The sequence below is a fragment of the Rheinheimera soli genome (assembly GCF_021290985.1).
In the GTDB taxonomy this organism is placed as follows: Bacteria; Pseudomonadota; Gammaproteobacteria; order Enterobacterales; family Alteromonadaceae; genus Pararheinheimera; species Pararheinheimera soli.
The window spans coordinates 1-21,884 of sequence record NZ_JAJOYU010000011.1; the positions used below are offsets into that span (position 1 = coordinate 1).

Genomic DNA, 21,884 nt, shown 5'->3' on the forward strand with positions numbered 1-21,884 from the left:
ATTCGGTTTGGACATTAAAACTTCAATTAGGGGGAAGGCCAAAGTTACAACTTAAAAGCCATCCGTTTGATTGCATTGTTGGACTCTTAGTTATTACCTGAATAAACCGCTGCAGACCCGGCACTGCCAATCCCCGCCGTATGAACCGGGAATATGCAATAAGCGAATTTCCTTACTTGTGGTGTCATAGCATGTGGAGCAAAATGGCCCGTCGTGCTCGCCATTTTCGCCAACTTTGAAATATTTCCCCTCAATATATTTGAGCTCACTTTTTGTTTTTAATAATTTCTTTAATTCAGAAATTTTCTCTGCATTTTCGGCAGCTTCAATTTGGCATCCGCAAGAGCGCTTATTAGCTCTGCCATTTGAAGTTTAATATGCGCATCATCTATTGCATCGGTTGCAACTTTTAGAACTTTTGCTACATCCCATGCGGCTTTTAAACCACTTATGTATTCTGCAACCATTTCTGCGATTTCCTTTTTAGCCTAAGGCTCTTGAAAATGAGCGCGGTTCACAGCGTCTCGCAGCGAAAGCGCATTGTTGTTCTGTTTGTTATGCGCATAGATACATACAAATTATGACCAGCGTAGCCTAATGGTTTCTATGCTCTCTTCCTGATCGCCAAGTTTGTCCAGTAGCACGTATCTAAAAATGAGCTGTAACCCTTCATTTTTAGTAGAAACCAAATCCGTTATCTCCGGAAAACTAATTTCAAAATCTAGGCTATCACTAGGACTTAGATGAACAGGGAAAGTGATCGGCAACTGTGGAACATTGCTCATACTTATTTTTGGCGGTATATGTATAGAAAATATTTGTATTGAACTATGTTTGATAGCTTCTGAGCTAATTGACTCAATATAGATACCGTGAAGATATGCACTAGCTATCCTAATTCTGACGCGATGTTGCTTCTGTGCTGCGTGGTAACAACTATCTATGACTTGGCAGAACACTCTCTTTCCTTTTTTTAGTCTAACGTACAAGTCTTTTCCCACTTCATAGATCAGCTTTGCACCTCCGACCAAGGCTGCACCAGTCAACAAGCCTCCATCAGCATGGATTTGATTATGTGGTTCACCTTTTTCGTCTGTAGAAAGTTTAGCAATAACATCAACTGAAGATTTCCGAGCCTTCGTGCGATTCTTTGTGGTCATTTTCTTCGCCTCATACTAGGACGTATAACGTTTGGTTAAGGGACGGGCCTTAATCCTTCCCAGTGAACGCAGAGAACGGTTTGAACCAGTTCTTATAAGCTTGTGCAGATTTTACGCAAATATTGATAAGCCTGTTCGTCGGAGTAGGCATCTTTATCGCATTTCACAGCAGCAGAAATTAACTTAGTAGCGATTTTGTTGGAGGCTTCATTAAAGGTTGAAACAATGGCTTCAAGATAAAATTCCTTTATTGATGATCGGCTTAGACCATGGGTAAGCTCTTCTATTGCTTCTTCCAGAATTTTTTTGCCTACTCCTTTATTACGCATTTTTTCTATAACGGCATACCCAATTTGAAAGCATGGAGTCCCGCTCACTGGATCTGTTAGCACAAACAGGGCAATAGCTTGGACTTTGTTATCTTCAATTATTGCGTAGGTAAATCGTGGAGTATCATTTGGATGATCAAGCAAGACTCTGATACTTGGATGAAGCTCGCATTTCTGTAACTGGACAGTTCTGGCAATAAGTGCTTCTTGTAAGCCTATGAGCGATTCCATTGGGTCTATCATGTTTGATACTCCATCGATTGAACATAACATTTGTATATTGCACCAGCACGCTTTGCCGGGTTCTATCAGCTAACATGCCGCTGTTAATTATTTGATGCACAGAGTGTATTTCTAAAAGGCGTATCTATATTCAGGGAAAATCTTGCTGGCACGTTATTCCCATTTGGCTACCTGCTATTGACAGGCTTTGGCTTCGTAAGCCTCTAAATTAGATTGTTTTTCCTTCTTCAGCAACAAATAACTGTGCCATCCAAAGGTAAGCGTAGTTTCAGTTGATTAACGAGATTCTGGCACGCTCAGCGCGAAAAAAAACAGCCAAAGCAAAAGCTTTAGCTGAACCAGAGGAAGGCAAACCTCAACAGGGTGGATAGAAATAGTGATTGGATAATTTACTGAGCTAAAAAGGTTCTGATTTGTTCCGTTTTGCTCTGAATATTTAGTAGCCCGTCTAAATGCCCGGCCTGACCTGAAATTTCTTCATACAATGCATCAGGCATCTGAGCTTTACTTTGTTTTGCCATAGCCGGAGTCAGTAATAAATCTCCTGTGGCCGGCAACCAAAGAGTTTTGGCCTTCACGCTTTGTAGCTTTTTCTGCCAGTCGTCGCCCATACCAGCTCGCCATAATTGTGAAGCCCTGACCAGATACAACAACGAATTGGCGTCCATTTGGGCTGAACGTTGTTTAGCCGCTTTCATTAACTGATCCCATGCTGGTAATTCTGCCTGAATATCCTGATGAATGGCTTTATCCAAAGCCGGGGCAGGGTAGCTTTGGTTAAATAAATCCGGGTGCAAGGCGTCCTGAATCACGTAAGCCAAAGCCCGGGTTAAACCTTGAGGTTGCTCTGTTAAGGGGTATGCACCTTTATGCCACTTTGGGTCCTGTTTAATTGGCTGAGCCCAGCGCTCCAGCCGTATCGCACTGAAACTGTCGATATAAGCTGTGCCTATCACTGGCAATAAACGTTCTACTTTATCCGGATAACTGACGGCCCATTCAATGGCCTGAAAAGAACCCATCGAAGGGCCAATCACCGCATAGAGTTTTTTAATACCGAGTTTATCCAGTAAGGCTTTTTGCACTTCGACAAAATCACGAATGGTAACGACTGGAAAACTCAGGCCATAAGCCTTACCTGTGTCGGGGTTGATGCTGGCAGGGCCTGTGGTGATCACGTCGGGTGAAAAGGCATTCAGGTTGGCCAGACTATCAACACTCAGAACATAAAATTTATTGGTATCTATGGCTTTACCCGGGCCAATAATACTATCCCAGTAGCCAGGTGCTGCGTCTGTAGCGCGGTATTTACCTGCAGCATGGGATGTGCCGGAAAAGAAATGAGTAATTAAAATGGCATTGGATTTATCGGCATTCAGTTGGCCATAGGCTTCCCAGCCAGCTTTCACTTGTTTTAACACCACGCCACTTTGGGTGGTGAAGCGATCTAGTTCCAACTGCTGTTTTTGTACCAAAGGCAGCTCTGCTGCAGCGAAAAAACTGCTGAAGAGTAAAATAAATCCAAGCCATGACTTCATTCGTTTTGTCCTTCTAAATGCCTTTGATTAAAACCATTGGAACAGGAAAATAGCCATGATCACACCAAGCGTAGGCACCACTACTGTCACAGCAGCCACAGGCCAATAGGCATTTTGGTGGCTTTCACCACAGATAGCACGAATGGTAGTGACCACATAACCATTGTGCGGCAGTGAGTCTAAAGCGCCGGATGAGATTGCAACCACGCGGTGCAGCTGTTCGGCATCCACGCCTCGCTCTAAATACACAGGGGCTATTTCCGGCAAGGCGATGGCCTGACCACCAGAAGCTGAACCTGTTAAACCGGCAATAATACTGACGGCTACTGCAGCTCCTATCAGTTCAGAACCTGGTAAATGCGTCATGGTGTCTACCACAGCGGCAAAAGCCGGTGTTAACTTAGCGACAGAACCAAAACCCACTACTGCGGCTGTATTGCCTATGGCAATTAAAGCCCCCGTTGCGCCTTGATCTAAGGTTTGCCCCAAAGAGGTTAAGAACTTACGATTTAACAAATACAAAGTGGTGACACCACCTGTCAGCGCCACGATCAAGGCAGCTTGTTGCATGGAATCGTGCAGCAGATAAGACAATATCAACACCACCAGCAAAGGTAAAATGCCCATCATTGGATGAGGTAAAGCTTTGTCACCGACTACAGGGTCCGCTTCGCGACCTTCAAATTTTTCACCTTTGGCCATAGCGCTTTGGATCATCTTCATCAGCCAGCAGTAGCCAATAATAGCCATAAAAATAGCCACTATGATGCTGACTTCCCAGCCAGCATAAGGGCTGGTGCCCAGGTATTGAATAGGGATCCAGTTTTGAATTTCCGGTGAGCCTGCTGATGTCATAGTAAAAGTGACAGAGCCTAAACCTAAAGTAGCCGGAATAAAGCGCCGTGGCAGGTTGGCGTCTTTAAATAAACTCACCGCCATGGGGTATGCGGAAAAAGCCACTACAAAAATACTGACACCACCATAAGTCAGCACAGCACAAGCCAGCACCACAGCCAAAACAGCTCTTTGTTTGCCTATACGTTTTACAATAGCAAGTGCCACTGCGTCAGCGGCTCCTGTGTGTTCCATCAGCTTGCCAAAAAGTGCACCCAATAAAAACATTAAAAACCAGCTGGAGACAAAACCAGCAAAACCTGACATATAGCCCTGCACAAAATTGGCCGGGTTGTCGGCCAGCCAAAATGGGATGCCATTAAATAAAGCGACAAACAAAGCGCACAGCGGTGCCAGAATAAACAGATTCACGCCGCGCATTGTCAGTACTATCAATAACACCAGTCCCGCCAGTAAACCAAATAAACTCAGCATAGAAACAACCTTGTATTTTTTTTTCAGTCTGGTGGAAAGTAAAGCTGCAAACCATAGTACTAAGGTACAGTCTCTCAGATGCTGTTTTGGTTAATCCTTTTATTTTCATTGGCTTGAGTGTAGTTTGTGGCGGGTATAGTACTAAGGTACAGCTTAACATTTCAGCAGGACAGCCTAGAGTGGTACTGGACAAGTTAGCAGGAGAAGGCACATGGCCCATAACAATAAGAAGACGAAGACTGTATTCCAACCGACCTTATTAGCGCTGCTGGTAGGCTCAGCTTTATTTAATCCGGCTTTGGCAGAACAGGCCACCGACGACACGGCAGAACAAGAAGAAGCAACGCTGGAAGTCATCCAGGTAACGGCACGTAAAACCTCAGAAAATCTGCAGGATGTTCCTGTTGCTGTTACCTCATTAGGGGCAACAGATATCAGCGAACGTGGTTTATCTTCAGTGATTGAAGTTGCACAATTTTCACCTAATACCACCTTACAACAAAGCCGTGGTACCAATAGTACTCTGACAGCTTTTATCCGCGGCGTAGGTCAGGAAGACCCGCTCTGGGGTTATGAACCTGGTGTAGGTATTTATATTGATGATGTGTATGTTGCCCGGCCACAAGGCGCTGTGCTGGACATTATGAATATTGAACGTATAGAAGTATTGCGTGGTCCGCAGGGCACCTTGTATGGCAAAAACACTATAGGTGGTGCTGTTAAATACGTGACCAAAGCTATGTCTGGTGATGCGGAAATGGCAGTTGATCTTGGCATTGGCAGTTATAACCAGCGTGATGTCAAACTGACGGGGCAGTTGCCTCTGGTTGAAAACAAACTCTATTTAGGTGTGGGTTATGCCAATCTGCAGCGTGATGGTTTTGGTGAATTTTTAACTTCGGCTATTCCTGGTCAGGACACTGAAAACTACAACAAAGATTTGCAGGCCGCGCGTCTGACGTTGGAATACCGTCCTTCTGATGAGCTGTTTTTCCGTCTGAATTATGACAAAACTGATGACAAGTCGAATTCCAAAGGCGGCTATCGTTTAGTACCAAGCTTGCTGACGAATGCTCCTGTTCCTGACAGTGTTTATGACTCTTACACCAGTTTACCGACCTGGAACAAAGTGGAAACTGAAGGCCTGAGTTTAACTGCTGACTGGATGCTGAGCGACAGCTTTACCTTTAAGTCTGTTACTTCTCAGCGCGAAAGTTATTCACCCACCAACATTGATTTTGATAATACGTCCGTTGTGATTTTTGACGTGCCTGCCATTTATGATGATGAGCAGTTTACGCAGGAATTCCAGCTGAATTACACAGGAGACAAACTGACGGCTGTGTCTGGCTTGTATTACTACACAGCTGACTCCTGTGGTGTGTTTGACGCTATTTTAGGTGAGTTCGGCCGGTCTCTAGGCCTGCCCGGTTTAACCCGCGAGGTCGGCGGCTGCAGCGACAGCGATAGTTTTGCGGCTTATTCACAAGGCTCTTACCAGTTGGATGACCAATGGTCTGTTACTGCGGGCTTACGTTATACCAAAGATGATAAAGCAGCTGTGGTACGTAATGGTCTGATTACGAGTAATGTGTATCCAGAGTCGGGTTGGGTGCCTGGTTATGTACGTCCTGACGGTTTAACTACGCCTGTGGTGCTGGATGACGAAGAAAGCTGGTCGAAACTGACGCCTAAACTGGGTGTGGAATTTAAACAAACAGATGATCTGATGTGGTTTGCCAGTTTTAGCCAGGGCTTTAAATCCGGTACTTTTAACCCACGTGCCACAACAGCTGAACCAGCTGCTGACCCTGAAACTGTCAACTCTTATGAGTTGGGTATGAAAAGTGACTGGAGCCGCACCGTTCGGGTGAATGCAACTTTGTTTATGCTCGACCACAAAGACCGTCAGTATATTTCAGTGATCCCTGATCCAAGCGATGCTTCAGTACTGAACCAGCGTTTAGGTAACGTAGGTCGTTCTGAAGCGACAGGTGCAGAGCTGGAATTCACCTGGGCGGCCAGTGCAGATCTTGAAATCTACGCAAATCTGGGTTTAATTGATGCTGAGTTTGAAGAAGCTATCAGCTTTACTCCGGCTGGACAGCCTGTGGATATTTCAGATCGTTTCTCCATTACCAATACTCCTGAAACTACGGGTAATATTGGCTTCACCTACACTACGGGTATGGCGAGCGGTGATGTTATTTTGACGGGTAACTACAGCTACCGTAGTGATTATTCTCTGGTGGAACTGGATAACCTGCTAACTCAGGATAGCTATGGTTTAGTGAACTTAGGAGTAACCTGGTACAGCAATGACGGCCACTGGATTTTAGGCTTACATGGCAAAAATCTGACGGACGAAGAGTACTTAGTGGGTAACTACGCTTTTGTTACTCCTGACGAAACTCAGCCAAGTGGCTTTCAGCCGGGCTTAGGTGGAGACAATACCTTTATCGGCTACTACGGTTCACCACGGACAGTGACCTTAAACGTTGGTTATCGTTTCTAATCAATACGAAAAAACACTTGCCGGGGCGGAAGCCCCGGTTCAGTATGTTTAAAAGAGGTTTTAAAGAGTTGATACTGCGCTGTTATGATTGCAATTATTGCTGATGATCATCCGTTATTCCGTGTCGCTCTGGCACAGGCTTCCCAACAAATTCTTGGCACTGATGCTGTGCTGCTGCAAGCCAATAGCATGGCGCAGTTATGGGCTTTATTGCTGCAACACCCGGATACCGAACTGATCTTCCTGGATTTAAAATTGCCGGATGCTGAAGGTTTTGCCGGTTTAACCTCACTTCGTACTGAATACCCTGATATTGCTATTTTAATGGTGTCTGCCATTGAAGATCCTGCTGTGATTAAACAAGCGTTGCAGCTGGGGGCTTCGGCTTATATTCCAAAATCTGCGCCACTGGATTTATTATCTGAAGCAGTGGCTCAAGTGGTAGCAGGGGAAACCTGGGTGCCAGCTGAGCTGGTGAACGATGTGGAAAAAGCCAGAGATCTGATTGATCAGGATTTTGCCCGCAGGCTGGAACAACTGACACCTCAGCAATTCCGCGTGCTGAAAATGATTGCCGACGGTTTACTGAATAAACAAATTGCCTTTGAAATGCAGGTGCAGGAAACCACCATCAAACAGCATGTGTCGGCGATACTGCGAAAATTGAATGTGAACAATCGTACTTTGGCCGGCATTTTGTTTGAAAAGCTAAAGCTACCGGATGAGTTTTAATTTATCCCCCGTTATTCCTTGAGTGGTATTGAAATCGTAGGGGCGACCTTTATGGTCGCCCGCTCAACCTATCTATTAATTGCAGAGAGCTGGGCGGGTATTTCAACCTAATGGACAGGCAGTGGTTAATTTAGTCCCATCTGTTGTTTAGCTATGCCGAGCAAATGCGCTCTGTCCTCAATGCCGTTGGTGCCGCCGTTAATCAGCTTGGTTACTTTCATTAAATCATCTGCTTGCGCAGCGGCATTAATATTGCGCTTTTGCCAATACCAACAGCCCGATGCAACGGCCAGCACAGGATCTAAGGCAACCAAATCAGGTTGATTAACCACATCTGTGCCCCAGTCCTTGCTAAAAGCCTGGTAGTTCGCTTTGCCTGTCAGTTGAATAATGCCCCGGCCTCTGTATGCCCAGCCATCGCCGCTTTGTTCAGCACCATTACCCATTCGATTGGCATAAATACGGTTGGCGATTTTTTCTGGTTGCCGGGCGTACTCATTTACATCAACGCCAACAAAATATTTGGCAAACAAAGAGTTCAAGGCTGAGGCGCTGTAGTTCAGGTTCTCTCTGAGTTGAGCATAACCTGCACTTTCGTGGGCAGTTTGTGCCATAAAATGGGCGACACACAGAGGCGGAGTGATCTGGGCTTTAGGCAAATCCAGCTCCAACGCCTTGCAGAAAAGATTCAGATCGCTGGCGTTTAAAGCAGGGCACAAAGCTGACAGCAAAGCCGGACTGACTAACGTTGCTTCTGTTGAAGCCAATTCTGTTGAAGTCAACTCTGGTAATTCCAGTTGTTGACCCGGATAAATCTGATTGGCATTCGCTAAATGATTCTGGCTGGCGATCCAGTTTGCTTTACTGCTGTCACCATAATAACGGGCGGCAATGGCGCTTAATGTATCTCCGGTTTTGACCTGATAAAGCATGATGCTCTCCCTGTCGTTCAAACAGAACAGGTACAAAGTATGGTGCAGTTTTTATGGAAGAAAAGGAAAATAGTTGTCTTACTACATTTCTTTAAAAAAAAGCCCACCGCTAGGGTGGGCACAAGAGGCGGCAACGCCTTTTAGCTAGGAACTGCTGTTTGGCTGCAACTGGCAACCACTGATGACTTTGAAATTGAGGTAACAACAGCGGGTTTTATCTGACAGGCCGTTGTTGTTTTATCAGGAGAGGTTTGGGTTACAGGAGTCACTGGCACATAACCATGAAAATCAGCTAAGCCTTTAAACACCTGAATTAAGCTTTGACTGAACATACTAGCTCCCTCCTGTTGTATCAATTCCGCTGTTTGAATACTGAGCAGTGTAAACAGTACCCATGGCTTTGATTAGCTGCCCCAACAAAGACAGATAGTTTCCTAAAAGAAACAGTCAGAGTGAAAAAATCCGGTTAAAATCAAGGGCAAAACAGCATAAGAAAAAGGTGCAGGGATGTCGTTGCTACAACGTTTAAGTGACATGGCTACATTTGCCAAAGTAGTGGAAAGTCGCAGTTTTACTCAGGCTGCTGTGGCTCTGGATATGTCCAAGGGCGCTGTCAGTAAAGCCATCAGTCGCTTAGAGCAACATTTAAACGTGCGTTTATTACAGCGTTCCACCCGCCAACTGAGCTTAACTTCAGAGGGCGAGGCATTTTTTGAGTACTGTCAGCAGGTAGTTGTTCAGGCCGATCAGGCTGAACATCACTTATCCGAACTTCGTGACGAACCCTCGGGTTTAATTCGTATTAGTGTGCCCGTTACCTTTGGTACTTTGCGGATTGCCCCTTTGTTGCCAGAGTTGTTGAAACAGTACCCTAAACTCAGCGTTGAACTGGATCTAAACGACAAAGTGATAGATTTGATTGCTGACAAAATGGACTTAGGCATTCGTTTTGGCCAACTGGCGAATTCAAGTTTAATAGCCCGTTCTTTGCCGGGTTTACCTATCACACTGGCGGCTTCCCCCGGTTATTTGCAAGCCTTTGGCACACCACAAAGCCCTGCTGATTTATGTCAGCACCAATGTTTGAGTTCAGGTTCATCTATTGCCGATCGGACCTGGTATTTTCGATACCAGGATCAGCGCATTGAAGTGCTAACCACAGGCCGGGTCTTGTGTAACAGCAACAGAGCGCTGAAACACGCAGCTTTGGCCGATATGGGCTTGTTATTTGTCACCCGTTATCAGGTGGAGAAGGAGCTGCAAAACGGCAGTCTGGTGGAAGTGATGCCAGACTATATGCCGGAGCCTTTGCCGCTGCACCTGGTCTACCCCAACCGCCATCATATGAAGGCAGGGTTAAAGGTGGTGATCCAGTTTTTGCAGCAGCAGTTTGCTGCATAAGCTGTTAATTCAGCAAACGCTGCAACAGCCGCTTTAACGACACTTCTTTGAGTGGCTTGAGCATAAAATGAAAACCAGCATTCAGTGCGTGTTGACGAATGTCACCACTTTGGTCGGCTGAGTTGATCACCACTGGTGCAGTGATGCCAAAATGCTCTGCCAGTTGTATGGCAACTTCAACTCCGGTCGCACCATGATCCAGATGGTAATCAAACAACATCAAATCAGGTTTAAAGCCTTGTTGTACCGCGGCTAATGCTTCATTCGGAGCACTGACGGCCATGACATCACAGTGCCAGCTTTGCAGTAATTGCGACACGGCTTGCAGCAAGACGGCTTCGTTATCCATCAGCAGAATACGTTGTCCGGCAAAGCGGCTGGGCTGGCTGGATTTAAGCTGGGGCAATATACGCTGGCTGACTCTGGCCAGCGGAACTTTGATATAAAAACAGCTGCCTTTGCCAACAGCAGAACTAAAGCCGACTTGATGACCTAATAAGCTGCAAATACGCTGACTAATAGCCAGGCCAATACCTAAACCTTTTTGGTCGGCCTGACTGCCTTGCTGAAATTCATCAAAGATTTTTTGTTGGTCTGATTCACTGATCCCTATGCCAGTATCGCAGACACAAATTTGCAGCTGCTCTCCCTGTCGTTTTACCCCCAACAGAATTTTGCCGCTGTGGGTGTAACGTAAGGCATTGGCTAATAAATTCTGGATCACCCGTTTTAATAATTTGGCATCGCTTAAGGTGCCAAGGCGGGTCGGAATATAACTGAAACTTAAGCCTTTGTTATGGGCTAATACGGCGGCTTCACGGGCGCTTTGATCCAATAATTCAGCTAAGGCAAAAGTTTCAGGCTGAGCTTTGACCACCCCGGCATCCAGTTTGGTCAGTTCCAGAATAGCCGCCAGTAATTCTTCAGCGGAATTCAGCGAATGGCTTAAATTTTGTGCCAGTTGTTTCACTTCATCCTGTTGGCTTTGCTGGCGGATCAGGCCACAAAACAAGGCGGCGGCATTAAAAGGTTGCATCAAATCATGACTGGCGGCGGCAAAAAAACGGGTTTTGGCGGCGGTATTGGCTTCCAGTTGTTGTTTGGTCTGCTCCAGTTGGCGGTTCAGTTCTTCAAGCTCCGCAGTGCGGCTTTTAACGCGTTGTTCCAGCGTGTTATTGCTTTGTTCCAGTTCACGCTGCACTTCAATAAAGGAGCTGACATCGCTGTATGTAGTGACAAAACCACCACCGGGCAAAGGGTTGCCCTGCATTTCAAAAATACGGCCATCCTGTTGCTGGCGCTGAAATTTATAGCTGCTGCCCTGACGTAAATAATTCAGCCGTTTGTGTATTTCCTGACTGAGTTCCACTTGGGATAAAGGCTGACCCGCCAGACCACGCTGCAGGTTATAACGGATCAGTTCTTCCACTGGCCTGCCTACTTCAACTAAACCTTGAGGGTAGTCAAACAATTCGAGGTAACGCTGATTCCAGGCAATAACCCGCATATCGGCGTCCACTACACTGATGCCCATGCTGATATTGTCGATGGTGGCGTGTAACAAGGCCTGATTAAACTGAAACACCTGACTGGCTTCGTCAACAAAACGAGCCACAGATTCAATAGGCAACTGAGCATGTTTACCTGAAGCTTGCAGCAACAGTCGCATAGAAGCACCGCCTACTACAGCCGCCAGACTGCGTTCTACCGCCTGCATAAACTGCGGATTGGCTCATTGTTCAGGCTCTACCGCAGTTTTGCTGTAGCGTTGCAGCAGTTTCTTTGCTTCTTTTTCTCCGGCAAAACGCCGTACTAATAAATAACCGTCCTGCACGCTCAGAACTGGGTTTTGGCTGCTTGCGCTTGGCTGACTTGGACGACGTAAAAAACGGTAACTTTCCAGCCATTCGCCTAAGCGTGTTTGGCTGAAGTGACTGACCAGCAGCAACATCAGCGTATTAACAGTTAAGCTCAGTACTACCCCTAAACTGACTGAATCGAGATGCCCGCCAAACAGCTGAGTAGGGGCAAGCCAGCTCAGGCCTAAAGGCCCTTCAGTCAGCCAGTCGCCGCTGATAAAACCCGCTCTGGCAAGTTCGGGCAGTAATAAAATATAAGCCCAAATCGCAAGGCCGCTGCACAGGGCCGCCACTGTGCCCTGACGGTTAATGCGTTGACTGAATAAGCCTAAAATCAGCGGCGGTGCCAGCTGTGCTATTAAGGCAAAAGCCATTAAACCCAGCTGAGCTAAACCAGTACCAGTGCCTATCCAGCGATAATATAAATAGCCCAGAAACAGCACTGCCAGCATGGACCAGCGCCTTAAGGTGACTACTTTGATTTTTTGCTGGCCTGGGTTTTCGTTTTGTTGTTTGCGGTAAATCAGCGGAGTGAGTAAGTCGTTGGTGACCATAATGCCCAGCACCACAGTCGCGACTATTACCATGCTGGTCGCGGCCGAGAATCCGCCCAAATAAGCCAGCAAAGCGATGTCGGTGCGGTTGGCCGCCAGCGGCAGTTGCAGCACCACTAAATCTACATTGGCTTGTGGCCCCAGCATCATAATGCCGGCTAACGCCAAAGGCAGGGTAAAGAAGCTCATCAGCAGCAAGTAACCAGGGAAAATCCAGCGGGCCTGATGCAGGTGACTTAACTGCTGGTTTTCGACAAAACTGACATGGAACTGGCGGGGTAAACATAAAGTGGCGACAAAACCCAATAACACATGCACCCAGTACACATAAGAAGGCTGACCTTGTTGCTGTAACTCTTGCACGGCCTGATGTTCAGCCGCTTTGTTGAAAATGTCAGTGATGCCATCAAACATGCCCCAACAAACAAAAATACCTATGGCAATCAGCGCCAGTAATTTCACCAGAGATTCAAAAGCTATAGCAGCCATTAAACCCGGGTTCGGCTGATGCGCTTTGGCGCTGCGCCCGGAAAATAATAAAGCAAAAACAGCTAACCAGAGCGTGACATAAAGCCCTGTGTCCTGATACCAGGGCCTGTTGTCCTGCATCACTACCAATGCCTGAATGCTGGTGCTGATGGCCTGCAACTGCAGCGAAATGTAAGGAATAATAGCGATCAGCACTATGACTGTGGTGAGTATCGCCAATAAGCGGGAATGACCATAGCGGGTGGCAATAAAGTCGGCGACTGAGGTAATACGGTAGCGACGGCAGGCAATGGCTATCCGGCCTATTAAGCCAAAAGCAAACCAGAATAAAATTAATGAGCCGATGTAAGTGGGGGGGATCCACCAGCCATTTACCGCAGCCTGAGCGGTAACTCCATAAAAAGCCCATGAAGTGCAATAAATGGATAAAGCAAAGCTGAAAATCCAGGGCGACAGTGGATGGCGACGCTGCAGCCTGCGGCCTACAGCACCAACGCCCAATAACACCAGTAAATAGAGTAAAGACAACGCAGCAATGGTTCCCAAACCAATGGTGCTGGCAGGTAAGGTCATAATCACTTCAGCGGCCACAGCATATTTTCATTCTGCCCTGATGTTGGAATAGCTGTCTAGTATTTGCATCTTTGCGCTTTTTTACACCTTTATATTTTTGCAGAGGCGCATTTATCGTGCCGTCCAGCCACCATCCAGTACCAGGGTTTGAGCGGTAATATGTCGCGCCGCAGGTTCGCATAAAAAAGCTGCTGTGCTGGCAATTTCGTCCACACCAATAAAAGCCTTTTGTGGCATGGGTGCCAGCATGATTTGGTCGATCACCTGTTGTTCGGTCAGGTTATGTTCTTTGCTCTGAGCTGCTATTTGCTGATCAACCAAAGGCGTGCGCACATAAGCAGGGCAAATGGTATTAATAGTGAAATCAAAGTTGGCATTCTCTAACGCGACCACTTTGCTAAAGCCCAATAAGCCATGTTTGGCTGCCACATAAGCGGATTTAAAAGGCGATGCCACCAGCGCATGGATAGACCCTATATTAATCACCCGGCCAAAACCTTGCTGTTGCATACGGGGTAATACAGCTTTGGTCAGCATAGCCGGGCCTGTCAGCATCACCTGTAGCAGTTGTTGCCATTTTTCTTCAGGAAAGTCTTCCAGCCGTGCTACATGCTGCACTCCGGCATTATTGATCAGAATATCGATTTGATAAGCTTGTGCGCAGGCTTCTATGGAGCTTTGGTCTGTTAAATTCAGCAGTATGCTACTCGCTTTATAGCCTGCCGCTGTTAATTCTTGCTGGCGGATTTCTAACTGGGCTGCGTTGATATCAGCCAGAATGACATGATGGCCCATAGCACCAAAATGTTCAGCTACCGCAAACCCAATACCACCTGTGCCACCTGTGATCAGTACATTCATTGTCAACTCCGCCGCCAAAATTGTTCTGTTTGGCAGGTTAAGAGTTTTGATTTTTAACCACAACGGTACTTTAGTGCTATAGCCGGGCAATTTTGTGTGTGAGGGGATTTAGTCGTTATTTTTTGCTGAACTATGGCATAGCAAGCAACTTTGTTTTGACCGTCCCGCCTGCTGTGATAGATTTAGTCGTCACGTAAAAAATAACTACAAAGTTCTGTTGGTGGAATGGCATGGATAACTGATGTTTTTGTCTGTTATCACAAATAAATAGCGTTAAAGCTGAAAATAATAGCCATTTACTACACATCACCAGCGCTATACCCAAAGTAATTGGAATTGCAGTGCGGCAACACGCCAGCAAGACCGCAGCTTCAATTAGGACGGGGATAACCGAGGAAAAATCATGGAACAATCAACTGCATTAATTACCAATGATGCTGTGGTACTGGGATTACTGGCAGTGATCCTGGGCCTGGTATTTCATACCAGCCAAAGCAGCAATAAATATTGCCAAGGCTTTTACAAATATGTGCCTGCATTATTACTGTGTTATTTCATCCCTTCGCTGTTTAACAGTTTTGGAGTGATAGACGGTGATAAATCTGAATTATACAAAATGGCATCACGTTATTTATTGCCAGCCAGTTTAGTGTTGTTAACTTTAAGTATTGATTTTAAAGCTATTTTAGGTTTAGGGCCTAAAGCTTTGATTATGTTTTTAACAGGCACTGCCGGTATCATTATTGGCGGCCCTTTGGCTTTGGCTCTGGTCGGAAGTTTTGCTCCTGAAGCTGTAGGCGGAGAGGGCGAAAATGCGATTTGGCGTGGCATGACCACTGTTGCAGGCAGCTGGATTGGTGGTGGTGCTAATCAGGCCGCCATGAAAGAAGTATTTGAAGTGGGTGGGCCTATCTTCTCAGTAATGATCACTGTCGATGTGATAGTGGCAAATATCTGGATGGCAGTCTTATTGTGGATGGCCAGCAATTCAGCGCGTTTCGATAAAGCCAATGGCGCAGATACTTCCGGTATTGAAGCGTTAAAACTGAAAATTGAAAAGTATCAGGCTGAGAACTCCCGTAATCCAAGTTTGTCCGATTTAATGAAACTGATGGCCGTGGCTTTTGGTGTCACTGGTTTGTCACATCTGCTGGCAGACTGGATAGCTCCATGGATTGGTGCGAATGCACCAGCACTTGAAATGTACAGCTTGGACAGCGTGTTTTTCTGGCTGGTATTGCTGGCCACTACTTTTGGTTTGTTATTGTCTACCACGAAAGCCCGCAACCTGGAATCGGTAGGTGCCTCAAAATTAGGCTCTGCCTTTTTATATATTCTGGTTGCTACCATAGGCATGCATATGGATGTGACTGCTATTCTGGATTATCCGGTGATGTTTGTGGTGGGTATTATCTGGATGAGCTTCCATGCAGCTTTATTGATTTTTGTCGCCCGACTGATTAAAGCTCCGCTGTTTTATATGGCCGTCGGCAGTCAGGCGAACGTAGGTGGCGCTGCTTCAGCTCCTATAGTTGCCGCTGCTTTCCACCCGGCTTTAGCTCCTGTTGGCGTATTGCTGGCGGTATTTGGCTATGCGCTGGGTACTTATGGTGGCTACCTCACAGGTATATTACTGCAAATGGTTGCGCCTTAAACAGAAATAAAAATGGGGTCAGATTGACCCCATTTTTATTGTTTTATGTGATTATTCGCAGCCATCCATGGCGCTCTCCCTAAAAGGGCCAACGCTCCGCATTGTTAAGCATTACTCCGGGCAATGTTTTTATTCGCCGCCATCCATGGAGCTCTCCCTAAAGGGCCAACGCTCCGCATTGTTAAGCATTACTACGGGCAATGTTTTTATTCGCTGGCGACCACAGCTGTAGATTCCCGTACCAAAAGCTCGGGGATAAACACAGGCTGGTCTTCAGTCTGGCTATGGTTACCTGGTCTGGTGTGTTTAAACAATAATTCTGCTGCACTTTGCGCTATGGTGCTGTTTGGTTGGTGCGCTGTCGTCAGTGGTGGCCAGGTTTGCCGCGAGAACGGGCTATTTTCAAAACCAACTATAGAAAGCTGTTGCGGAATTTCAATATGCTGCAAACGCGCACTGAATAAAGCACCTGCTGCAATTTCATCGTTACAGGCAAAAATAGCTGTTGGCTTGTTTGGCAATGCCAGCAACTGAGTCGCACCTTTTACGCCGGATTCAAACGAATAGCTGCCAGGCACAATAAACTTCGGATTGGCGTTGATGCCTCTTTTGGTTAATGCCGCTTTAAAGCCTGCCAGACGTTCGCCACTTGAACTGTGTTCGTCATCTCCACATAAAAACGCGATCTGACTATGACCCAGCTCTAGCAGATGATTGGTGATTTTGAATGCCGCCGTGAAATCGTCGACTAATACACAGTTGGTTTGCTTGGGGGATGGCGTAGAACCGGAAATAATACGGACAAAATCAACATTGATGCTGCTTAGTGCTTCAGCTATTTCAGGCATTTCGGAAAATGGTGGCGTTAATACTAAACCTGCCAGTCTGGAATGCTGAACGAGATCAATAACTTCCTGCACTATGCCTGGTGATTTTGCATTGGTTGGATGGATCAGCAATTCATAACCGTGACGGCGGCACGCATCCAACAAGCCTCGTTGCATATCAATCACATAATAGGCATTTGGATTGTCGTAGATGTAGCCTATGCTGTACGACTTGGTACTGGCAAGATTACGGGCAGCAGCGCTTGGCTGATAATGCAGCTCTTGCATCGCCTGATTCACTTTATCGATCGTCGCTTGTTTTACCGACGGCTCGTTGTTCATCACCCGCGACACTGTCTTGATTGACACACCGGCTCTGGCGGCTACGTCATGAATGGTCACTTTCATTGCTGGATCCCAAAAAGCACAACACCAAATGGCGTTATGCTGAAAATAAATAAGCTAATTTTTGTACCGAACCAGCTAACTTTATGACAGCGCTGGTCATTTTGTAACAAATATTAAGTTAAGGGATAACTCTTTTTTGCTGAAACGGCAAACATTTATTCCAGCTTTTTTGCTCAAAAAATGTTCTTTTTTATTTGTGCTAAAATAATTTTTAAATTTATTGATATTAATCATGTAGATACGTTAGCTGTTTTCTAGGGCGCAGAGGATGGGCTGAACAGTTCGTTATAAAAAACAGTTCTAACGGGACATTTCTGACTTTTGAAATTCGTTTAAATTTTCATCTAAAGGAGTTTGCAAAGCTGATTTTTTTTGTGTATGTTAAATTTCAATGACAGCGTTGTCATGATGGAATCATGAAAACCTGTTGTTTCAGGACAATAAAATCATCGCACAAAAAAAATCAGGAATGGGAGAGAAGCTTATGCTGCACAATAAAATGAATAAGTGTGCTCAGGCCGTAAAAATGAGTTTGTTGATCGGTGTTGCAACTTGCGCACTGCCGGTTTTAGCTCAGGATCAGGCTCAGGTTGCACAAGAAGAAAAAGTAGAAGTTATTGAAATTCGCGGTATTCGTGCTTCGCAGGAAGCCAATATCAATGCCAAACGTTTTTCTGGCGCTGTAGTTGATGTTGTGACCGCCGAAGATATAGGTAAATTTCCGGATAAAAACGTTGCAGAGTCTTTGTCACGTATTACAGGTGTATCTGTGACTCGTGGCTTTGGTGAAGGCGAAAAAATTGCAGTTCGTGGCACAGATCCAGCGCAAAACCGCACTTTATTAAATGGCGCTTCAGTCGCCTCCGCTGATTGGTTTGTATTGGATAATCCATCACGTGCTTTTAACTTCACATTATTACCTTCAAACCTTGTTTCTGATTTAGAAGTTTACAAGTCACCTCAAGCTGATATCCAGGAAGGTTCTCTGGGCGGTACAGTGTACCTGAAAACCCGTAAGCCATTGGATTTAGACGCTAATACTGTTTCACTCCAAGTGCAGAATCAGTACAGCGATGTATCTGAAGAGTGGGATCCTCAGTTATCTGGTCTTTATTCCTGGAAAAATGACGATGAAAACTTCGGTATTCTGGTGTCATTAACTAAACAAGACCGTACTTTGGCCCGTGAAGGTAAAGAAGTTTTAGGTTTTGGCCGTCAGGAAGTGGATGGCGAGGACTATTGGGCTCCACGCATTATTGGCGATGCTTTTTTCCAGCAGGAGCGTGAGCGTGAAACAGGTTTAGTTTCAGTGCAATGGCGTCCGTCAGATCAAACCGACATAGTGCTGAACGTGCTGGATACCACCTTAGACGCGAACAACATCAACCACAATTTGTATACGTTTTACAATTCAGGTTTTGTGGAAGATTCAGCTGTTATCAGAGGTAGCGGTATAGTGTCAGGTACTGCAAACAATGTTGGTTCCGAGTTTGCAATCATAGACCGTATTTCTTACAGCGATGCTCAGTCTTATGATTTTGAGATCAACCATACGCTGGATAGCGGTAGCAAAATTACCGGTAAGTTAGGTACCACTGAGGCCGAAGGCGGAACTTCGCGTGACAGATATCATCAGTTTAACGGCACTTATGTGACGTCCAGTTATGATTCAGGTTTAAATCTGTCGAACTATGTGACTGCGGGTAATCTTGAAACCCAGGATGACATTCTTGGCCGTACACTGGACTGGATGCAGGAAGGCTCCCGTGTTATGACGGATAAAGAAGACTACGCTGGCCTGGATTATTCTTTTGATGTTGATCATGGTCTGTTTAACACCATCAAAACCGGTGTGTTTTATCAGGACCATACGAAAGCTCAAAAGCAGGATGGTATTCGTTTCCACTGGAGTTCAGACGCTCAACATGTTGACCCGGTCAATGGTCCATATGGAACTTTAAAACCAGGTGAAACCAACTGGGCTAATCAGGTGTTAGGTCAATACACCTTTGCAGATTTTGCCGGTGGAGACAGTTATGCCTATTACCCCCTGATGAATCGAGCCAACTCTGCCAGCATTGCTTTCCCGGCAGAGGCCTATGGTTCACCAACGGCACGTTTCCTGTTTTTACCTAACACCTGGGAAGTAAACGAGAAGATATGGGCCGGTTACATTAAGGGCGACTTCTCCGGTGATGGTGTACGTGGCGATATGGGCGTACGTTTGGTGAAAACTCAGGTTGAATCTTCTGGTTACAATTGGGATGGTGACTGGGTTGCGGCCTCTATTTCTATGCTGGATGGCTATAACTTATTAGCTGGCGCAGTTGATGCGGCTAATGAAGGCAACTGGAATGTTCGTTATGCGACAGTGGATCACGAATACACCGATATACTGCCAAACCTGAATATAGTGTTTGATGTAGCTGAAGACACGCTGTTACGTTTCTCAGCTGCCCGTGTTATGTCACGTCCTGATTATGTGAATATTGCCAACCAGCAATCCACTAACACTGTGACTTTGACAGGTAGCCGTGGTAACCCAATGCTTGACCCGGTACGCGCAAATCAGTTTGATGTCGCCTATGAGTGGTACTTCAATCCAAGCTCGCTATTAGCAGCAACCTTCTTCCATAAAGATATCAAGGGTTCGGTGCTTAATACTGTGACTATGGAAACTGTGTATGACGAGATCAATGATGTAGACGTGCAGGTTGCTATCACTGAGCCAGCTAATGGTTTAGGTGGTACAGCTCAGGGTTTAGAGTTGTCTTATCAGCAAGCCATAGGTGATTTTGGTGTTATTACCAACTATACCTACACTGATTCTGACAGTGATCAGGCTCGTGATGCAGTGAATAATCCGGGTTCTGGTTTGATTATTGGTAGCTCTAAGCACATGGCTAACTTAACTGGTTACTATGAAAATGACCTGTTCAGCGCCCGTGTTAGCTACAACTACCGTACTGAGTTCTACAACGGACTGAGCGAGTTTGGATCAGAATCCTACACCGATAGTTTTGGTCAGGTAGACGCCAGCTTAACTTACGATATGAACGAATATGTGCAGTTTGTATTTGAAGCAGTAAACCTGCTGGACGAAGAAATGTATCAGTATCATATTGATAAAGAACGTCCAACTTCTATCTACAAGAATGGCCGCAGATTTACTCTGGGTGCGAATTTAAGATTCTAATCAGTGTGTGAATGGAGAAAACGGCATAGATTGATATGCCGTTTTTTTTACCCGCTACAAAAATAAAATATCTGCTCATCACATAGTTAATCTGGCTGTAAAAGACTGGAAAAATTCTGCTTTTCCTCTGGTTTCAAAGCCCAAACTGGGGTAAGTTGAGGGCTAAATTTAGCATACATCAGTCTGCTGTAAATTAGTCGGTAACCCAGAACAGGGTTAGATTCGTTAATGATGTAAAAGGTATTATTCATGTCACTGCAAATTGCTCCGCTACAAAAAGAAAAACATGCACAAACCAAAATCAACACTGCCAAGGCGTTCACCTTTGCACAAGAGCAGCATATTCTGCCTGTAGTAGTTCAGGAATTCGTTCGTATCGGCGCGGAAATGCCGATTGTTTTTATTAAAGATCCTGCATCAGAGCGTTTCGACGTTGTGGCTATGCTTGGACTGAAAACAGGTGAGAACCTGATGGTGACAGAGGGCCGGTGGCAGGGTTTTTATGTGCCAAGAGTGCTGTGGAACCACCCGTTAATTCTGGCCGATGATCCAAGCAAAGAAGGCCAGCTGGTTGTTGCTCTGGTTGAATCCAGCCATATGGTTAACACTGAAACAGGTCATGCTCTGTTTAACGAAGACGGCACTGAATCTGACTTCCTTAAATCCCGTGTTGAGTCGATGCGTGAGTTTTTTATGCAATCTCAAAGCACCAGAGCGTTTAACAAAGTGTTAGCGGATATGGACCTGCTTATCCCTCAGACTTTAACCATCACGCGTGAAGGCCAGCCTCGGGAAATATCCGGCATCTATATTGTCGACGAGAAAAAATTAAATTCATTGTCTGACGAGCAGTTACTGGATTTAAACAAACGTGGTCTGATGCCTGCAATTTATGCGCATTTAATGTCATTGCAGCAAGTGCAGCGTTTGGGTGAACGTGCTAGCAAAGTTGCCACTACCGCAGCCTGATCCCTATAGTATTAACAAGGCAGCACAGCAAGTGCTGCCTTGTTTTAGCCTGGTATACCTCTAACTTCTGCTTTCTTTATACCCTTTGAGTATTTTCGTTTTTACCTGCACTTCAGCTTTTTTATATTCATGCTGTTTTAGTACGAAAAACACTTGATTTGGCGAAAAAAAACACTAATATGGTTATGACAGCGTTGTCATTGTGGTGGATTGTTACTTTTATGTAGCCTTTGTCTGGCGGCAACAAGTTGTAAGTAACGAAGCAATCAGAAGTTAGCTGGGGTCTGATTGTTGTTTTCTCCCTCGTCAGAGTCC

17 protein-coding genes are annotated in these 21,884 nt (G+C 45.6%); 6 read left to right on the plus strand and 11 right to left on the minus strand.

Going from position 1 to position 21,884, the window contains the following annotated elements; translation table 11 throughout:
• Positions 1 to 290 precede the first annotated feature (290 nt).
• The 5 genes from LSG37_RS09335 to LSG37_RS09355 form a co-directional block, all read right to left on the minus strand.
• Entirely contained in the window at positions 291 to 467 is a 177-nt protein-coding gene (locus LSG37_RS09335; RefSeq protein WP_233079621.1) for a hypothetical protein, read from the minus strand.
• Positions 468 to 578: 111 nt separating this feature from the next.
• Entirely contained in the window at positions 579 to 1,160 is a 582-nt protein-coding gene (locus LSG37_RS09340; RefSeq protein WP_233079622.1) for a hypothetical protein, read from the minus strand.
• A 92-nt stretch (positions 1,161 to 1,252) separates the two neighbouring features.
• Positions 1,253 to 1,732 carry a GNAT family N-acetyltransferase gene (locus LSG37_RS09345; protein WP_233079623.1) on the minus strand — a complete coding sequence of 160 codons (480 nt, stop codon included), beginning with the start codon at positions 1,730 to 1,732 and terminating at the stop codon, positions 1,253 to 1,255.
• Between the two features lie 389 nt (positions 1,733 to 2,121).
• The gene (locus LSG37_RS09350) at positions 2,122 to 3,270 is read right to left on the minus strand and encodes an E22 family MetX-like putative esterase (protein ID WP_233079624.1); all 1,149 of its coding nucleotides are present in this window, start codon (positions 3,268 to 3,270) and stop codon (positions 2,122 to 2,124) included.
• A 27-nt stretch (positions 3,271 to 3,297) separates the two neighbouring features.
• Positions 3,298 to 4,599 (minus strand): GntP family permease, encoded by a 1,302-nt coding sequence (locus LSG37_RS09355; RefSeq protein ID WP_008899874.1) that lies wholly within the window; start codon positions 4,597 to 4,599, stop codon positions 3,298 to 3,300.
• Between the two features lie 211 nt (positions 4,600 to 4,810).
• Here LSG37_RS09355 and LSG37_RS09360 point away from each other — a divergent pair, with 211 nt between their 5' ends.
• Together LSG37_RS09360 and LSG37_RS09365 are read left to right on the plus strand one after the other, a co-directional pair.
• The gene (locus tag LSG37_RS09360) at positions 4,811 to 7,114 is read left to right on the plus strand and encodes a TonB-dependent receptor (protein WP_233079625.1); all 2,304 of its coding nucleotides are present in this window, start codon (positions 4,811 to 4,813) and stop codon (positions 7,112 to 7,114) included.
• An 84-nt stretch (positions 7,115 to 7,198) separates the two neighbouring features.
• On the plus strand, positions 7,199 to 7,846 hold the full coding sequence (locus LSG37_RS09365) for a response regulator (RefSeq protein ID WP_008899872.1): 648 nt from the start codon (positions 7,199 to 7,201) through the stop codon (positions 7,844 to 7,846).
• Positions 7,847 to 7,971: 125 nt separating this feature from the next.
• Here LSG37_RS09365 and LSG37_RS09370 read toward each other — a convergent pair whose 3' ends face one another.
• Positions 7,972 to 8,778, minus strand: coding sequence for a glycoside hydrolase family 19 protein (locus LSG37_RS09370; protein WP_233079626.1), 807 nt, complete (start codon positions 8,776 to 8,778; stop codon positions 7,972 to 7,974).
• A gap of 140 nt (positions 8,779 to 8,918) precedes the next feature.
• A complete protein-coding gene (locus LSG37_RS09375) occupies positions 8,919 to 9,110 on the minus strand; it encodes a hypothetical protein (protein WP_233079627.1) in 192 nt (63 codons plus the stop codon).
• Between the two features lie 175 nt (positions 9,111 to 9,285).
• Between LSG37_RS09375 and LSG37_RS09380 the strand changes: the two genes are divergently transcribed.
• A complete protein-coding gene (locus LSG37_RS09380) occupies positions 9,286 to 10,179 on the plus strand; it encodes a LysR family transcriptional regulator (RefSeq protein WP_233079628.1) in 894 nt (297 codons plus the stop codon).
• A gap of 4 nt (positions 10,180 to 10,183) precedes the next feature.
• On the opposite strand, the gene LSG37_RS09385 is transcribed toward LSG37_RS09380, so the two are convergent.
• From LSG37_RS09385 to LSG37_RS09395, 3 genes are all read right to left on the minus strand, one after another.
• Positions 10,184 to 11,896 (minus strand): hybrid sensor histidine kinase/response regulator, encoded by a 1,713-nt coding sequence (locus tag LSG37_RS09385; protein WP_233079629.1) that lies wholly within the window; start codon positions 11,894 to 11,896, stop codon positions 10,184 to 10,186.
• A gap of 15 nt (positions 11,897 to 11,911) precedes the next feature.
• Positions 11,912 to 13,672, minus strand: coding sequence for a sodium:solute symporter family protein (locus LSG37_RS09390; protein WP_233079630.1), 1,761 nt, complete (start codon positions 13,670 to 13,672; stop codon positions 11,912 to 11,914).
• A 93-nt stretch (positions 13,673 to 13,765) separates the two neighbouring features.
• Entirely contained in the window at positions 13,766 to 14,515 is a 750-nt protein-coding gene (locus LSG37_RS09395; protein WP_233079631.1) for a 3-hydroxybutyrate dehydrogenase, read from the minus strand.
• A gap of 403 nt (positions 14,516 to 14,918) precedes the next feature.
• Here LSG37_RS09395 and LSG37_RS09400 point away from each other — a divergent pair, with 403 nt between their 5' ends.
• The gene (locus tag LSG37_RS09400) at positions 14,919 to 16,169 is read left to right on the plus strand and encodes a DUF819 family protein (protein WP_233079632.1); all 1,251 of its coding nucleotides are present in this window, start codon (positions 14,919 to 14,921) and stop codon (positions 16,167 to 16,169) included.
• A 206-nt stretch (positions 16,170 to 16,375) separates the two neighbouring features.
• Here the strand turns inward: LSG37_RS09400 and LSG37_RS09405 are convergent, their stop codons facing one another.
• Positions 16,376 to 17,404 carry a LacI family DNA-binding transcriptional regulator gene (locus LSG37_RS09405; protein WP_233079633.1) on the minus strand — a complete coding sequence of 343 codons (1,029 nt, stop codon included), beginning with the start codon at positions 17,402 to 17,404 and terminating at the stop codon, positions 16,376 to 16,378.
• 484 nt (positions 17,405 to 17,888) lie between these two features.
• Here LSG37_RS09405 and LSG37_RS09410 point away from each other — a divergent pair, with 484 nt between their 5' ends.
• Both LSG37_RS09410 and LSG37_RS09415 read left to right on the plus strand, forming a co-directional pair.
• Positions 17,889 to 20,600 carry a TonB-dependent receptor gene (locus LSG37_RS09410; protein WP_233079634.1) on the plus strand — a complete coding sequence of 904 codons (2,712 nt, stop codon included), beginning with the start codon at positions 17,889 to 17,891 and terminating at the stop codon, positions 20,598 to 20,600.
• Positions 20,601 to 20,849: 249 nt separating this feature from the next.
• Complete coding sequence (locus LSG37_RS09415) at positions 20,850 to 21,569, plus strand: SapC family protein (protein WP_233079635.1); 720 nt, start codon at positions 20,850 to 20,852, stop codon at positions 21,567 to 21,569.
• Positions 21,570 to 21,884 lie beyond the last annotated feature (315 nt).

Coding starts and splice junctions, on each gene's coding strand:
- LSG37_RS09410 (WP_233079634.1), top strand. CDS start 17,889: ATGCTGCACAATAAAATGAATAAGTGTGCTCAGGCCGTAAAAATGAGT.
- LSG37_RS09375 (WP_233079627.1), bottom strand. CDS start 9,110: ATGTTCAGTCAAAGCTTAATTCAGGTGTTTAAAGGCTTAGCTGATTTT.
- LSG37_RS09360 (WP_233079625.1), top strand. CDS start 4,811: ATGGCCCATAACAATAAGAAGACGAAGACTGTATTCCAACCGACCTTA.
- LSG37_RS09400 (WP_233079632.1), top strand. CDS start 14,919: ATGGAACAATCAACTGCATTAATTACCAATGATGCTGTGGTACTGGGA.
- LSG37_RS09405 (WP_233079633.1), bottom strand. CDS start 17,404: ATGAAAGTGACCATTCATGACGTAGCCGCCAGAGCCGGTGTGTCAATC.
- LSG37_RS09350 (WP_233079624.1), bottom strand. CDS start 3,270: ATGAAGTCATGGCTTGGATTTATTTTACTCTTCAGCAGTTTTTTCGCT.
- LSG37_RS09370 (WP_233079626.1), bottom strand. CDS start 8,778: ATGCTTTATCAGGTCAAAACCGGAGATACATTAAGCGCCATTGCCGCC.
- LSG37_RS09355 (WP_008899874.1), bottom strand. CDS start 4,599: ATGCTGAGTTTATTTGGTTTACTGGCGGGACTGGTGTTATTGATAGTA.
- LSG37_RS09415 (WP_233079635.1), top strand. CDS start 20,850: ATGTCACTGCAAATTGCTCCGCTACAAAAAGAAAAACATGCACAAACC.
- LSG37_RS09365 (WP_008899872.1), top strand. CDS start 7,199: ATGATTGCAATTATTGCTGATGATCATCCGTTATTCCGTGTCGCTCTG.
- LSG37_RS09385 (WP_233079629.1), bottom strand. CDS start 11,896: ATGCAGGCGGTAGAACGCAGTCTGGCGGCTGTAGTAGGCGGTGCTTCT.
- LSG37_RS09380 (WP_233079628.1), top strand. CDS start 9,286: ATGTCGTTGCTACAACGTTTAAGTGACATGGCTACATTTGCCAAAGTA.
- LSG37_RS09340 (WP_233079622.1), bottom strand. CDS start 1,160: ATGACCACAAAGAATCGCACGAAGGCTCGGAAATCTTCAGTTGATGTT.
- LSG37_RS09345 (WP_233079623.1), bottom strand. CDS start 1,732: ATGATAGACCCAATGGAATCGCTCATAGGCTTACAAGAAGCACTTATT.
- LSG37_RS09335 (WP_233079621.1), bottom strand. CDS start 467: ATGGTTGCAGAATACATAAGTGGTTTAAAAGCCGCATGGGATGTAGCA.
- LSG37_RS09395 (WP_233079631.1), bottom strand. CDS start 14,515: ATGAATGTACTGATCACAGGTGGCACAGGTGGTATTGGGTTTGCGGTA.